Here is a 15,147-nt window from a genome sequence, read left to right as displayed (position 1 = left end):
GATTCTAGTGAAAAAGCTGTTAGCTATTGTTTGTCTTTTTATGTTGTATGTGGGAGTAACTGCTGCTCGTGCAGATGAATTGGTTGATATGGCACAAAAAATGTATCCAAACGAGAAGGTCAATCCAATCAATCGTCCGAAATCATCCTTGATTGTAGATGCTAATACGGGAAATATCCTTTGGCAAGACAATATTGATGAAGTTCGTGATCCTGCCAGTATGAGCAAATTGATGACCTTGTATTTAGTTTTTGAAGCAATTCAGCAAGGAAAGTTGAGCGAAAATACAGTTATCAAAGCAACACCACGTGATGAAGCAATTGCCAAAATTTACGAAATTTCCAACAATAAAATTGTGGCGGGAGTAGATTATACTGTCTCTGAATTGATTACGATGACAGCTGTTCCATCTTCAAATGCGACAACTGTTATGTTAGCCAATTATTTATCTAACAATGATCCAGATACATTTTTGGACATGATGAATGCCAAGGCAAAAGAATTAGGTATGACCAATACAAAATGGTTCAATGCCAGTGGAGCTGCAGCTGTTTCTTTCAAAGGCTTGTATACTCCACAACGGTATGATAACAATGCAGCCAATCAGACAACGGCGCGCGATTTAGCCATTTTAGGGTACCATTTCGTCAAGAATTATCCAAATATTTTAAATTACACCAATAAACCAGTCGTAACGGTAAAAAAGGGAACGCCGTATGAAGAAACCTTTGAAACCTATAATTACTCACTTCCCGGTGCCAAATATGGCATTGAAGGCGTCGAAGGTTTAAAGACGGGGTCAAGTCCACGAGGAGCTTTTAATTACATCGCAACGATTAAGCGAGGGGAACAACGTTTGATTAGTGTTATCATGGGAGTTGGGAATTGGTCTGACCAAGACGGAGAATATTACCGCCATCCATTTGGCAATGCCTTGATTGAGAAAGCTTATGCTGATTATGAGTACAAAAAAATTTTCAAGGCTGGAGAACAAACAATCAATGGAAAAAGATATAACCTGTCAAAAGATTTCTATGCAACAGTGAAAAAAGGCACAGCAGCAAAAGCAGTTGTGGAAAATGACGTATTGAAAAATGATAATGGTTTGGAGCAACTTTCTTCGCTTATTTCAAACGGAGATAATGTCACAGAAGTAAAGAATACAGCAATTAAAAACAGTGCAGCTAAATCAACTGTAAAAACTACAACAGCAAAATCTAGCGGAAAAAGTTTGAAGCAACTCTTTTTAGATTATCACATTCTGATCGCAGTTCCGTTGCTTATTCTTTTGCTCATTGTCGTTTTTGAAGCAACGAAACGTAAGCAAAGAAGAAAACAGCGTACAACTAACGATACACAGCTATCTCGTCGTCAGAAACGTTAATCACTCATTGCAGAATAGAAAGCTCGATTGATTTATCCAATCGGGCTTTGTCACCTTTTTAGGGAGAAGGAAAAATCATGTTTAGGAAATTTCAAAATAGCTATTTTGCTTATTTTTTGATGTATAATTTTTATTTTTTATCGTATTCGCTTTTTTCGACTTTAATTTCAGTTTATATGCTGGATAAGGGCTATTCAGCTAGCCAGGTTTCGCTGGTTGTTTCCGCCTCGTTCTTTTCTTCAATGATTGTACAGCCTATCATGGGTGTTTTGAATGACGCGATTGGCATTAAAAAAGTAACCATTTATAGTTTCCTTCTGATTATTGTGGGAGCAATCTTTTTCACGCAAGCCAATAATCTCTTGCTGTTGACAATTTGGTATAGTGCTGTTTTAATGTTGGTAAATGGTGTCAACCCTGTTATGGATGTGCTAGCGGCTCAAAGTCCTTATACTTATGGGAAAATCCGTATCTGGGGGACTTTTGGTTATGCAATGGGTTCGCAATTGGCAGGATTGATTTATAAATTCATCTCTCCTCAAGCGATTTTCATTGTGTTTATCGGCATGATGTGTGTGAGCATTCTTGGAGTGCTAGGGATTGATCCGAAACACGATCAACCTCGCAAAAAGACTAAACAAACGAAAAATGATTCCTATATTGGACAGATTTTTAAAAATAAAACATATTTGTTTTACCTCGTTATTGTAGCGCTCTATTCTGGAGTCGGGAATACTGGTCACACTTATATACCATCTATGTTAGAGCATAGTGGTTTAAGTGTCAATGTGGCGACGACTGTGGTAGCTATTTCTGTTATTTGTGAGTCGCCCTTGATCTTCTTTTCTTATCTTTTTATGGATAAACTTCCGATTAAAAAATTGCTTTATATTCCCCTGCTCATTTTGCTCTTACAGTATGTGATTTATGGTCTGGATTTGGGATTGACTTCCAAGATTCTTTTGACCTTGATGTCAAAGCACGCCACAGGAATGTTGTTGATTATGGTGACTTTAAAGATTGTTGCTAATGTAGTAGATGAAAAATATATGGTGACAGCTATTGCCCTTGTTCAAACAGCCCGAAATTTGGGAACCATTCTTATCCAAAATATTGCAGGAGACATTATTGACAAATCTGGCTATGAAATGATGAGCTTTTTCTTAGCTGGTGTGATGATTGTAGTGCTTGTTTTAGCCTTCTTTTTGAAAGTGCCAAACAAGCCAAATCAGAAATTATTCGGTTAAAATAAGAGAGGTATAAAAAAGCTGGATTGAAAGTCTCCAGCTTCATAGCATATTGTATAATAAAGCAATGACGAATTAGTTACCGGATAAGGCTCATGAAACGAGTCTTAATCTTGTTTGCTTTTTAAGCTCGAAAAAACACTTTTGACGAAAACTTTTTTTCTTTACCCACCCCCAACGGTCTCCCAGACTGTTGAGCAACCTTGCGAGTGTGAGACTACGAACTTAAAATTTTTAAGATGAGTTCTGTCTCACTCTTTTTTACGAATAATTTAAGTAAAAGGGGAAAATAATCTATGTTAATGGCTTGTCAGGAAAACGGAAAAATGCTAAATGCTGTGGAAGATAGGGTAAATCCACCGGGTAGGTTTCTCTGCCCGGCTTGTAAGGAAGCGGTGCGATTTAAAAATGGCAAGGTGATGCGACCGCATTTTGCTCATATTTCTTTAAAAGAATGTCATTTTTATACGGAAAATGAAAGCGCAGAACACTTGAATTTGAAAGCTGCTTTGTTTACTTGGGCTAGAAAATCCAATCATGCGATTCAAGTAGAAGCTTATTTACCAGAATTGCAGCAAATCGCAGATTTGTTAGTTGAAAAACAAATTGTGCTTGAAGTTCAGTGTAGCTCACTTAGTCAAAAACGCTTAAAAGAGCGTACGGAAAGTTATCGTCAGCATGGCTATCGCGTTCTTTGGCTCTTGGGAAAGAAACTTTGGCTGAAAAATACTTTGACCAATTTACAAAAGGATTTTCTCTATTTCAGTCAAAATATGGGCTTTCATATGTGGGAATTGGACGAACAAAAACAGCTTTTGAGGCTTAAATACTTGATTCATGAAGATTTGCATGGCAAGGTTCAGTATAAGGAGAAAAGTTTTGCTTTTGGTAAAGGAAACCTTTTAGACATCTTTCGTCAGCCATTCTGCAAGCAGGAAATGACGAGTTTTCTGGCAAAAGAAGATAAAAATATTTGCAGTTATGTGCGCCAGCAGCTCTACTATCAGCAGCCCAAATGGATGAAATGGCAGGCAGAATTGTATCAAACGGGTGATAATTTATTAACCAAAACGGCTAGTGACTTTTATCCGCAAGTCCAACCTGTTCGTTCCAGCTCTTTCTGTCAGATTTTTCAGGATCTCACGCCTTATTACCAGCAATTTTCAGCTTATTATGAAAAAGAAAAAAATAAAAATCTTCAAATTCTCTATCCTCCAGCCTTTTATGCAAAGATTTTTGGCAATATTTATGATAGAATAGGAAGGACGGAGGAAATTTTATGGCAAAACAAAGAAATGAAATTGAAGAAAAATACACTTGGGACCTAACAACGATTTTCCCAACAGATGAAGCTTTTGAGGCAGAGTTAACTCAAGTTTCAAAAGAATTAAAAGAAGCCAGCAGCTTAGCCGGTCATCTTTTGGGCTCAGCTGACAGCCTCTTAAAAACAACAGAAATCCAGTTGGACTTGATGCGTCGTATCGAAAAACTCTATTCCTATGCTCACATGAAAAATGACCAAGATACACGCGTGGCAAAATACCAAGAATACCAAGCCAAAGGAATGGCCATTTATAGTGAGTTCGGACAGGCCTTTGCTTTCTATGAGCCAGAATTTATGGCAATCACAGACGAGCAATATCAGACTTTCTTAGCTGAAAAGCCTGAATTGCAAATCTATCAGCACTTCTTTGATAAGCTGCTGCAAAAGAAACCTCACATCCTTTCTCAACGTGAGGAAGAATTGTTGGCAGGTGCTGGTGAAATTTTTAGTGCTGCAGGTGATACTTTTGGAATCTTGGACAATGCCGATATTGTCTTTCCAACCGTACATGACGAAGAAGGAAATGAAGTGCAATTGACGCACGGAAATTACATTAGTTTAGTGGAGTCGAAAAATCGTACAGTCCGCAAGGAAGCTTATGAAGCGCTTTACAGCGTCTATGAGCAATATCAACACACTTACGCCAAGACTCTCCAAACGAATGTTAAAGTTCATAATTACAATGCCAAAGTTCGTAATTTTTCTTCTGCGCGTGAAGCTGCCTTGTCTGCTAACTTTATTCCAGAAAGTGTTTATGATAGCTTAGTGTCTGCGGTAAACAAACATTTGCCACTCTTACATCGCTACATTGCGCTACGTGCAAAGATTTTAGGTCTTTCTGATTTGAAAATGTACGACCTCTATACACCATTGTCAGAAGCAGATTACAAATTTACCTATGAAGAAGCTTTGACAAAAGCAGAAGAAGTTTTAGCGATTCTCGGAGATGATTATCTTAGTCGAGTGAAAAAGGCCTTTTCAGAGCGCTGGATTGATGTTCATGAGAATCAAGGCAAACGCTCAGGAGCTTATTCTGGCGGTTCTTACGATACCAATGCTTTTATGTTGCTCAACTGGCAAGATACGTTGGACAATCTTTTCACGCTGGTTCATGAAACGGGTCACAGCATGCATTCCAGCTATACTCGTGAAACACAGCCGTACGTTTACGGAGATTATTCTATTTTCTTAGCTGAGATTGCTTCTACGACCAATGAAAATATCCTTACGGAGAAATTATTGGAAGAAGTAGATGATGATCAAACCCGCTTTGCGATTCTGAATCATTTCTTGGACGGTTTCCGTGGAACTGTTTTCCGCCAAACTCAATTTGCCGAGTTTGAACATGCCATTCACAAAGCTGACCAAGAAGGTCAAGTCTTGACGAGTGAGTTTTTGAATGATTTGTACGCAGATTTGAATGAAAAATATTATGGCTTGACGAAAGAGGACAACCCACAAATTCAATATGAATGGGCACGGATTCCACATTTCTACTATGATTACTATGTTTTCCAATACTCAACCGGTTTCTCAGCTGCTTCTGCCTTAGCAGATAAGATTGTTAACGGAACGCAAGAAGATAAAGAGAAGTATCTCAACTACTTGAAAGCAGGAAATTCTGATTATCCGCTAAATGTCATTAAAAAAGCTGGTGTAGATATGGAAAAAGAAGACTACCTCAATGCTGCCTTTGCAGTCTTTGAACGTCGTCTTGATGAATTTGAAGCACTCGTAGAAAAGTTAGGACTGGCATAAAATGGTTGAATCCTATAGTAAAAATGCCAATCACAATATGCGTCGTCCCGTTGTCAAAGAAGAAATCGTCGATTTTATGCGGACACGGCAAAAGCAAGTTTCGGGCTCCTTAAAAGAGCTCGAAACTTTTGCTCATGCAGAAAATATTCCCATTATTCCTCACGAAACAGTTGCCTATTTTCGTTTTCTGTTAGAAACTTTACAGCCAGAAAAGATTTTGGAAATTGGAACAGCCATTGGCTTTTCAGCTCTTTTAATGGCAGAACATGCACCGCAGGCTCAAATTACAACGATTGATCGAAATCCAGAAATGATTGCTTTTGCCAAAGCGAACTTTTCCAAGTTTGATAAGCGTAGGCAAATTACATTGCTGGAAGGAGATGCAATGGATATTCTTCCTCATTTGAAAGATTGCTATGACTTTGTCTTTATGGACTCTGCTAAGTCCAAATACGTTGTCTTTCTGCCAGAAGTTCTGAAGCGCCTTTCTTCAGGAGGAATTATCATCATAGATGATGTTTTTCAAGGTGGAGATGTCACAAAGGAGATGAGTGAAGTGCGTCGAGGCCAACGAACGATTTATCGAGGGTTGCACCAATTATTTGATAAAACACTAGATCAACCTGACTTGATTGCAACTTTGTTGCCTCTTGGTGACGGCATTCTGATGATTAGAAAAAAATGAGAGATTTAATATTTTCCTAAATTTTCATGGTTTTTAGGAAAATTTAAGATATTAAATCTATTTTATGGTACAATAAGAAAGTGAATTAAAAAAAGGAGTTTTCATAATGAAGAAAAAAATTCTAGCAGGAGCCATTACGCTTTTGTCAGTTGTAACATTAGCGGCATGCTCGCAAGCTGGTGGTAAAGATATTATCACGATGAAAGGAAATACAATTACTGTCAATGATTTCTATAACAAAGTAAAAAATAATGCAGCTGCTCAACAAGTACTTCTCAATATGACCATTCAAGAAGTTTTTGAAAAGAGCTATGGTAAACATGTTACAGAAAAAGAAGTCAATGAAACGTTCAATAAGAGTAAGAGCACTTACGGAACTGCTTTCCAACAAGTATTGGCAAGAGCAGGATTGACGGAAGATACTTATCGTGAACAAATCAGAACCAATAAATTGGTCGAATATGCTGTCAAAAAAGCAGCTGAAAAAGAATTGACAGATGCAAACTATAAAAAAGCATACGAATCTTATACACCAGAAGTGACTGCTCAAATCATCAAAGTTGACAGTCAAGACAAGGCAAAGGAAGTACTGGAAAAAGCTAAAGCTGAAGGTGCTGATTTCGGACAAATTGCCAAGGAAAATTCTACGGATACGAAGACCAAAGATAAGGGTGGGGAAGTGAAGTTTGACTCAGCTTCGACAGATGTTCCAGATGCTGTTAAAAAGGCGGCTTTTGCTCTTGAAGCAAACGGTATTTCGGATGTTATCACCGTTAAATCATCAACTTATTCTTCAAGTTATTATATTGTGAAACTAAATAGTAAATCTGAAAAATCAGCAAACTGGAAAGACTACAAGAAACAACTGAAAAATGTTATCTTGACACAAAAACAAAATGATCGCACCTTTATTCAAAAAATTGTTGCCAAAGAATTACAAGCAGCCAATATTAAGGTGAAAGATCAAGCTTTCCAAAGTCTATTCTCACAATATGTCAAGTCAGATAGCAAATCAACATCTAGCTCGTCATCTTCATCAAAATAAGTTGACGAAAAGCTCATAAGTGAGTATAATAGGACTATTGAGAATTGATTTTTGACCTCTTAGCCCAGAGAATTGGCGGTGCTGCAAGCCATGTAAGAACGAAAATCATGCTACTCAAAGAAAAAATTGCATACATAATGAGAATGACAAGTTCATTGAATGAAGGTGGTACCGCGGTTTTTCGCCCTTCGTCTAGTGGACTTGTCTTTTTGCGAGGAACCGTTATGAAGACCTATCTTGTAAAACAAAAATTTCGCTTTGGTGGTGAGAAATTTGACATCAAAGATAATCGTGGGAACATTGATTATCAAGTGGAGGGGAGCTTTTTAAAAATTCCCAAAACTTTTACGATTTATGATGACAAGGGTGAAGTGGTCAGCCAAATTCAAAAGACTGTGCTAACAGTCTTACCTCAATTTGAAATTCAATTGCGCAATGGTTCGAGTTTTTATATCCGTAAAAAATTTACCTTTTTACGAGATAAATATGAATTTGACAACTTAGGTCTGCGCATCGAGGGGAATATCTGGGATTTGGAATTTCGTCTGCTGGATGCGCAGGGACAAGTGATTGCAGAGATTTCAAAAGAACTCTTGCACCTGATGTCCACTTATCAAGTTGTAGTTTATGAAGATGCCTACGCGGATTTAGTGATTTCATTGTGTGTGGCTATTGACTATGTAGAAGCTCTTGAAAGTAGTTCTTAAAACTCACATGGGCAATAGAAAAATCAGTTAGAGAAATGTTTTAAGGAGAAGAAAATGAAACAATTATCAAGTGCTCAAGTACGCCAAATGTGGCTAGATTTTTGGGCTTCAAAAGGTCATGCTGTCGAACCGTCTGTTAGTCTAGTACCAGTCAATGACCCGACCCTACTCTGGATTAACTCTGGCGTAGCAACATTAAAGAAATATTTCGACGGGACCATTATTCCAGAAAATCCACGGATTACCAATGCGCAGAAAGCGATTCGGACGAATGACATTGAAAATGTCGGAAAAACAGCACGTCATCATACCATGTTTGAAATGCTGGGGAATTTTTCTATTGGTGATTATTTCCGTGATGAAGCGATTGAATGGGCTTTTGAGCTCCTGACTAGTCCTGAGTGGTTTGATTTTCCAAAAGACAAGCTCTACATGACTTACTATCCAGATGATCATGATTCTTATAATCGTTGGATTTCAGTTGGTGTCGATCCAAGTCATTTGATTCCAATTGAAGACAATTTCTGGGAAATTGGTGCAGGACCTTCTGGACCAGATACAGAAATCTTCTTTGACCGTGGGGAAGCATTTGACCCTGAACATCAAGGAATTTGTTTGCTTGCAGAAGATATTGAAAATGATCGTTATATTGAAATTTGGAATATTGTTTTGTCCCAATTCAATGCTGATCCAGCTGTTCCAAGAAGTGAATACAAGGAGCTGCCTCACAAAAATATTGATACGGGTGCAGGTCTAGAGCGTCTTGTAGCTGTTATTCAAGGGGCAAAAACTAATTTTGAAACAGACCTCTTTATGCCGATTATTCGTGAAGTAGAGAAGTTATCCGGTAAGACTTACAATCCAGACGGTGACAATATGAGCTTCAAGGTCATTGCAGACCATATCCGCTCTCTGTCATTTGCTATTGGCGATGGTGCGCTTCCAGGAAATGAAGGACGTGGTTATGTTTTGCGTCGCTTGCTCCGTCGTGCTTCTATGCATGGTCAAAAATTAGGAATCAATGAGCCTTTCCTTTACAAACTTGTTCCAACTGTCGGAAAAATTATGGAAAGCTATTATCCAGAAGTGCTTGAAAAGCAAGATTTTATCGAAAAAATCATCAAAAGTGAAGAAGAGTCCTTTGCTCGCACGCTTCATTCCGGTCAACACTTTGCACAAAGCATTGTAGAAGAGTTAAAGGAAAAAGGACAGTCTGTTATTTCAGGAACGGATGTCTTTAAACTGTACGACACCTATGGTTTCCCAGTAGAATTGACCGAAGAAATTGCTGAAGAAGCTGGTATGACAGTAGACCGCGAAGGCTTTGAAGCTGCTATGAAAGAGCAACAAGAACGCGCACGGGCTAGTGTTGTTAAAGGTGGATCTATGGGCATGCAAAATGAAACCTTGCAAAACATTACAGCTGAAAGCCACTTTAACTATGAAAAAGAGGCTTTGTCTGCGAAGTTGGTTGCGATTGTGGCAGATGATAAAGAAGTAGAAGAAGTGACTTCTGGTAAAGCTTACCTCGTTTTTGCAGAAACGCCATTTTATGCTGAAATGGGCGGACAAGTAGCAGACCACGGACAAATCTTTGACCTTGCAGGCAATCTCGTTGCACAAGTCGTAGATGTTCAAAAAGCGCCGAATGGACAACCGCTCCATACGGTAGAAGTGGTAGCACCACTCGCATTAAACCAAGAGTATAAGCTTGAAATTGACCACAATCGTCGTCACCGTGTTATGAAGAATCACACAGCAACACACTTGCTTCATGCGGCTCTTCACAATGTTTTAGGTAAACACGCAACGCAAGCAGGCTCTCTCAATGAAGTAGAATTTCTTCGTTTTGACTTCACTCATTTCCAAGCAGTTACAGCAGAAGAGCTACGTCGCATTGAGCAAGAAGTTAATGAAAAAATTTGGGAAGCGATTGACATCAAAACGATTGAAACAGACATTGATACGGCTAAAGAAATGGGTGCGATGGCTCTCTTTGGAGAAAAATACGGAAAAGAAGTTCGTGTGGTGACAATTGGAGATTACTCTATTGAGTTGTGTGGCGGTACTCACATGAAAAATACTTCTGAAATTGGTCTTTTCAAGATTATCAAAGAAGAGGGAATTGGCTCAGGAACTCGTCGCATTCTTGCGGTAACCAGCAAAGAAGCATTTGAAGCTTACCGTGAGGAAGAAGATGCTTTGAAAGCTATTGCAACGACATTGAAAGTTCCACAAATGAAAGAAGTTTCTCGTAAAGTTGAAGCCTTGCAAGAACAACTTCGTCAATTGCAAAAAGAAAATGCTGAGCTGAAAGAAAAAGCAGCTGCCGCTGCTTCAGGTGAAGTCTTCAAGAATGTTCAGGAAGCTAATGGACACAGCTTTATTGCCAGCAAAGTTTCTGTATCTGATGCAGGTGCTCTACGCACTTTTGCAGACACTTGGAAACAAAAAGACTATTCAGACGTTCTTGTACTTGTGGCAGCCATTGGTGAGAAAGTGAATGTCCTTGTGGCTAGCAAGACAAAAGATATTCATGCTGGCAATTTAATCAAAGAACTTGCTCCAATCGTAAATGGTCGTGGTGGTGGTAAAACAGACATGGCTATGGCTGGAGGAAGCAACCAAGCAGCTATTCAAGAATTACTTACAGCTGTTCCTGAAAAATTGTAATGTCATATTACTTTAAGCGAGATAGATCTGTGCTTGTCTCTACAAGGATTTCAAAAAATGAAATCTAAGAGAGTTGCATAAAAATCATACAAAAAACGAACAGTTTCGATATTCTGTTAGTCAGAACATCGGAATTATTCGTTTTTTTATTTGTACTGTTAGGTTGTGGTGTTTTATAAATCCAAAAATAGCTTTCATATTTTTGATAATTACAATTTTATAAAAATATGGTAAAATAGTTTTGGAGATAAAGCGCTTTCATACAGCTAATCATGTTTCAATAAAAAGACAAACATTGCTAGTTAGCGTATAATTTTTTGTAAAAATTCACAAATTTATGACAAAGGAGATGATGTCGTTCAATAGTACAGTTTAAAGTAACGGAAGCATGCTTTTTAAAGAGAGAAAGGAGATTCTTATGGGACTCATTAAAGCAGGAATTGGTGCCGTAGGTGGCGTATTGGCTGACCAATGGAAAGAATTCTTTTATTGTGATGCCATGGACAAGTCCGTCATGGTGGTCAAAGGACAAAAACAAGTATCTGGACGTTCATCCAATACGAAGGGCAGTGACAACATTATTTCAAATGGTTCTGGAATTGCAGTTGCAGACGGTCAGTGTATGATGATTGTTGAGCAAGGAAAAATTGTTGAAGTCTGTGCCGAGCCTGGTCAATTCACTTATGACACGTCTAGCGAGCCGAGTATTTTTACAGGTAATTTAGGCAATTCCATTAAGGAAACTTTTAAACAAATCGGAAAACGGTTCACTTATGGTGGTGATACAGGCAAAGATCAGCGTGTTTACTATTTCAATACCAAAGAGCTGATTGATAATAAGTTTGGCACACCAAATCCGATTCCGTTTCGTGTAGTGGACTCAAAAATCGGCTTAGATGTGGATGTTTCTGTCCGTTGCTCTGGTGTTTATTCTTATAAGATTGCAGACCCACTTCTTTTCTATACCAATGTCTGTGGCAATGTCGAAAAAGAATATTTACGTGAAGAATTAGAATCACAGCTAAAAACCGAATTTATCAGTGCCCTCCAACCAGCTTTTGCTGCATTATCTGATCTAGAATTGCGGCCAAATCAAATCGTTAGCCACAATACAGAACTTGAAAATGCTATGAATGAAGCACTCTCTAGCAAATGGGGCGAGCTTCGTGGCTTGAAAGTCATCAGTGTAGCTCTTGGTTCAGTAACTCTTCCAGACGAAGATGCTGAAATGATTAAGCAGGCTCAACGTGTGGCTATTATGAAGGACCCAACCATGGCAGCGGCTACCTTAGTCGGTGCACAGGCAGATGCTATGAAAGCAGCGGCTGAAAATCCAGGCGGTGCGATGACTGGCTTTATGGGAGTAGGAATGGCAGCGGGCGCAGGCGGCATGAATGCTCAAAATCTTTTTGCGATGGGACAAGAGCAAGCAGCTAGTCAGCAAACGCAAACAGCGAGTGCAACCTCTCAAACCCAAACTACTGCAGATAAATGGACTTGTCCAAATGGACATGAAGCTTCAGGTAAATTCTGTCCTGAATGCGGTTCACCAAAACCTGTGAGTGACAGCTGGACTTGTACTTGTGGGACTGTCAATAATGGTAAATTCTGTTCAAACTGTGGAAAACCTAAGCCAGAACCCCAACGTCAATACCGTTGCAGCAATTGTGGCTGGCAACCAGAAGATGCTTATAATCCACCTAAATTCTGCCCTGAATGTGGCAATGTATTTGATGAAAATGACCTTGTTTAGAAGCTTTTCTAACTATCTCATAGCTCGATGACAGTAGAAAGGAGGTCATCATGGCTGATTTACAAGAATATAAATGTCCAAATTGTGGCGGTGCTCTTGAATTTAATAGTTCAATCCAGAAAATGAAGTGTCCTTATTGTGATTCCGAATTGGATATGTCAAGTTTGAAGAAATTGGATGAACAATTAAAAACCCAGACTGATGAAAATATGACCTGGAGTACGCAGGCTGGTGGTGAATGGGATACGGGCGAGATTGATCAGCTATCAGTTTATGTCTGTAAATCTTGTGGTGGTGAAATTGTTGCTGACGAGTCAACAGCAGCCACTTCGTGTCCATTCTGCGATAATCCTGTTGTTATGATGGGACGCTTTGCTGGTGATTTAAAGCCAGATTATGTGATTCCATTCAAATTAGATAAAAAGGCAGCAAAGGCGAATCTGAACAAGCATCTCATGGGGAAACGCCTCTTGCCAAAAGTTTTTAAAGACCAAAATCATATTGATGAAGTAAAGGGGGTTTATGTTCCGTTCTGGCTTTTTGACACAGAAGCAGATGCGGATGTTCATTATAAAGCAAGCAGGATTAGAACATGGAGTGATAGTGAGTATGACTATACCGAAACAAGCTATTTTTCAGTTATTCGTTCCGGTCAGTTAGCGTTTGAACATATCCCGGTAGACGGTTCAAGTAAATTGGATGATCAATTAATGGAATCCATTGAACCCTTTGATTTTTCAGAAGCTGTTGATTTTCAGACAGCTTACCTAGCAGGATACCTAGCAGATAAATATGATGTCGGAGCCGAGGAGAGCATTACTCATGCTAACAGCCGTGTCAAGCAAAGCACGGAGGAAGCTTTTGAAGATACAGTTACGGGGTTTTCTACCGTTACCCCAGAATCTTCGAATATTCGCTTGATAAATGGTTCAACTAAGTATGTTCTCTATCCAGTTTGGCTCTTAAATACGACTTGGAGGGGCAAAAAGTTTGTCTTTGCGATGAATGGTCAGACTGGTAAATTCGTCGGAGATTTGCCCTTAGACAAGCAAGCTTATAGACGTTGGCTAATTGGACTGGGCGTGGCGGCAAGTTTAGTTAGTTATGCGGCTGTATGGATGATTCACTTACTGTAAGAAGGGAGGATGAGATTATGTTGAAGAAATTCATAACATTACTGACAACTCTTTTTCTCTCCTTTCTCATGATTGGGACTGTCTGTGCAGAAGAAACCAGCTATATTCGTGATGAAGTCTCAGCCTTTTCAAGCAAGGAAATAACAGAGATTAACAAAGCGGCTAAAGCTATTGAAGAACAATATCATTTTAAAGTTTACTTTTTGGCAGCAAAATCAGTAGGTGAAGATGGTATTTTGTCTTATGCTGAAAAGGTTTATCAAGAATCTGCAGGCACAGCTGAAGGTATTCTCCTTGCTGTTGATAAAGAAAAAAATGAATGGATTCTATATTATGCCGGAAACGCTAAAGAAAAGCTAGGAGCAAAGAGTGACGACATACTTTGGAAAGCTTTTGAGAGTGGGAAAAATATTTATAGCGGTGTTCGGTATTATCTCAATAAAGTAACCAAATTGCTCAATGCATCGGCCAATCCATTACTGGTAGATGAAGCGGACTTGCTGAAGCCGGATCAAGAAAAAGTCTTACTAGCAAAGCTCCAAGACATTAGTCAGCGCCAAAAATGCGATGTCGTTGTCGTGACCGTTAAAAGTCTGGAAGGAAAAAGTGCTCAAGACTTCGCAGATGACTACTTCGACTACAATGGCTACGGTCAAGGAAAAAATCATGATGGGGTGCTTTTCTTAATCAGTATGGCAGAACGGAAGTGGCATATTTCAACGACAGGCTACGGCATCACTGCTTTTACCAATGCTGGCTTAGACTACCTATCAAAGCAGTTCTTGCCTGATTTAAAAGATGGTGACTACAATGCTGCTTTTACAACCTACGCTGAGCAGTGTGATGAATTCCTCACTCAAGCACGAAAAGGGCAGCCTTATGATGTAAAAAATCTCCCTAAGGAGCCTTTAAGTTGGTACTGGATTCCTGGAGCATTGGCTATTGGCTTTGGTCTCGCCTTTCTCATCGTAACAGGAATGAAAGGTCAGCTCAAATCTGTCTATCATCAAACCGGAGCCACTGATTACATCAAGAAAAATAGTCTCCAGATTACCAATGCTCAAGAATTCTTCCTCTACTCAAATGTAGATAAGAAAGCAAAACCGGAGCCTAGCAGCTCCAGTGATTCTGGGGGTAGTAGCACACATACATCTTCATCAGACAGAAGTCACGGGGGCAGTGGCGGAAGTTTTTAGATGGATAATAGTGGAAGTTAAAAAAGGTCAGGATATTTATACTGGCCTTTTTTGCTTGTGCCGACCTAGAAAGAAATTTATAGTGATTTAGGAGCATGTTTGTATCGACGAGTAGAAGAAATCGTATTTCTTCTAAAAGCAAGTAAGGTCAGGGCTTATCGGCTTCATCGTGATACCGATTGCAAAGTGACGGAGATTGTACTTACTTTAAAGGCTTGTCAAGCTCAGATGAAACATAT

General features: G+C 39.1%; 11 protein-coding genes. All 11 read left to right on the top strand.

The features are described from left to right. The first annotated feature begins 7 nt into the window (after positions 1-7). The 11 genes from EL079_RS04665 (at position 8) to EL079_RS04615 (ending at position 14,908) form a co-directional block, all read left to right on the top strand. Positions 8-1,384 (top strand): DUF1958 domain-containing protein, encoded by a 1,377-nt coding sequence (locus EL079_RS04665; protein WP_003031862.1) that lies wholly within the window; start codon positions 8-10, stop codon positions 1,382-1,384. A 77-nt stretch (positions 1,385-1,461) separates the two neighbouring features. Beyond that, positions 1,462-2,631 (top strand): MFS transporter, encoded by a 1,170-nt coding sequence (locus tag EL079_RS04660; RefSeq protein ID WP_003031874.1) that lies wholly within the window; start codon positions 1,462-1,464, stop codon positions 2,629-2,631. Between the two features lie 296 nt (positions 2,632-2,927). Further along, positions 2,928-3,959 carry a competence protein CoiA gene (locus tag EL079_RS04655; protein ID WP_018543438.1) on the top strand — a complete coding sequence of 344 codons (1,032 nt, stop codon included), beginning with the start codon at positions 2,928-2,930 and terminating at the stop codon, positions 3,957-3,959. After that, entirely contained in the window at positions 3,911-5,713 is a 1,803-nt protein-coding gene (gene pepF / locus EL079_RS04650; protein WP_003031896.1) for an oligoendopeptidase F, read from the top strand. Before EL079_RS04655 ends, pepF begins: the two co-directional genes overlap by 49 nt. Position 5,714: 1 nt before the next feature. After that, positions 5,715-6,398 (top strand): O-methyltransferase, encoded by a 684-nt coding sequence (locus EL079_RS04645; RefSeq protein WP_003031902.1) that lies wholly within the window; start codon positions 5,715-5,717, stop codon positions 6,396-6,398. 106 nt (positions 6,399-6,504) lie between these two features. Further along, a complete protein-coding gene (prsA, locus tag EL079_RS04640; RefSeq protein ID WP_003031860.1) occupies positions 6,505-7,443 on the top strand; it encodes a peptidylprolyl isomerase PrsA in 939 nt (312 codons plus the stop codon). Positions 7,444-7,580: 137 nt separating this feature from the next. Continuing rightward, positions 7,581-8,150 (top strand): LURP-one-related/scramblase family protein, encoded by a 570-nt coding sequence (locus EL079_RS04635; protein ID WP_080559883.1) that lies wholly within the window; start codon positions 7,581-7,583, stop codon positions 8,148-8,150. Positions 8,151-8,204: 54 nt separating this feature from the next. Next, positions 8,205-10,823, top strand: a complete 2,619-nt coding sequence (alaS, locus tag EL079_RS04630; protein WP_003031831.1) for an alanine--tRNA ligase — start codon at positions 8,205-8,207, stop codon at positions 10,821-10,823. Between the two features lie 418 nt (positions 10,824-11,241). Then, on the top strand, positions 11,242-12,576 hold the full coding sequence (locus EL079_RS04625) for an SPFH domain-containing protein (protein WP_003031829.1): 1,335 nt from the start codon (positions 11,242-11,244) through the stop codon (positions 12,574-12,576). A 50-nt stretch (positions 12,577-12,626) separates the two neighbouring features. Continuing rightward, entirely contained in the window at positions 12,627-13,712 is a 1,086-nt protein-coding gene (locus EL079_RS04620) for a hypothetical protein (RefSeq protein ID WP_003031904.1), read from the top strand. Positions 13,713-13,729: 17 nt separating this feature from the next. Further along, positions 13,730-14,908 carry a TPM domain-containing protein gene (locus EL079_RS04615; protein ID WP_003031856.1) on the top strand — a complete coding sequence of 393 codons (1,179 nt, stop codon included), beginning with the start codon at positions 13,730-13,732 and terminating at the stop codon, positions 14,906-14,908. Positions 14,909-15,147: the final 239 nt, after the last annotated feature.

It is taken from the genome of Streptococcus anginosus (assembly GCF_900636475.1).
Taxonomy (GTDB): domain Bacteria; phylum Bacillota; class Bacilli; order Lactobacillales; family Streptococcaceae; genus Streptococcus; species Streptococcus anginosus.
The sequence above is the reverse complement of the archived record's forward strand: the minus strand, read 5'-3'. Positions and strand labels throughout refer to the sequence as shown.

Coding starts and splice junctions, on each gene's coding strand:
- EL079_RS04635 (WP_080559883.1), top strand. CDS start 7,581: ATGAGAATGACAAGTTCATTGAATGAAGGTGGTACCGCGGTTTTTCGC.
- alaS (WP_003031831.1), top strand. CDS start 8,205: ATGAAACAATTATCAAGTGCTCAAGTACGCCAAATGTGGCTAGATTTT.
- EL079_RS04625 (WP_003031829.1), top strand. CDS start 11,242: ATGGGACTCATTAAAGCAGGAATTGGTGCCGTAGGTGGCGTATTGGCT.
- EL079_RS04620 (WP_003031904.1), top strand. CDS start 12,627: ATGGCTGATTTACAAGAATATAAATGTCCAAATTGTGGCGGTGCTCTT.
- prsA (WP_003031860.1), top strand. CDS start 6,505: ATGAAGAAAAAAATTCTAGCAGGAGCCATTACGCTTTTGTCAGTTGTA.
- EL079_RS04645 (WP_003031902.1), top strand. CDS start 5,715: ATGGTTGAATCCTATAGTAAAAATGCCAATCACAATATGCGTCGTCCC.
- EL079_RS04655 (WP_018543438.1), top strand. CDS start 2,928: ATGTTAATGGCTTGTCAGGAAAACGGAAAAATGCTAAATGCTGTGGAA.
- pepF (WP_003031896.1), top strand. CDS start 3,911: ATGGCAAAACAAAGAAATGAAATTGAAGAAAAATACACTTGGGACCTA.
- EL079_RS04615 (WP_003031856.1), top strand. CDS start 13,730: ATGTTGAAGAAATTCATAACATTACTGACAACTCTTTTTCTCTCCTTT.
- EL079_RS04660 (WP_003031874.1), top strand. CDS start 1,462: ATGTTTAGGAAATTTCAAAATAGCTATTTTGCTTATTTTTTGATGTAT.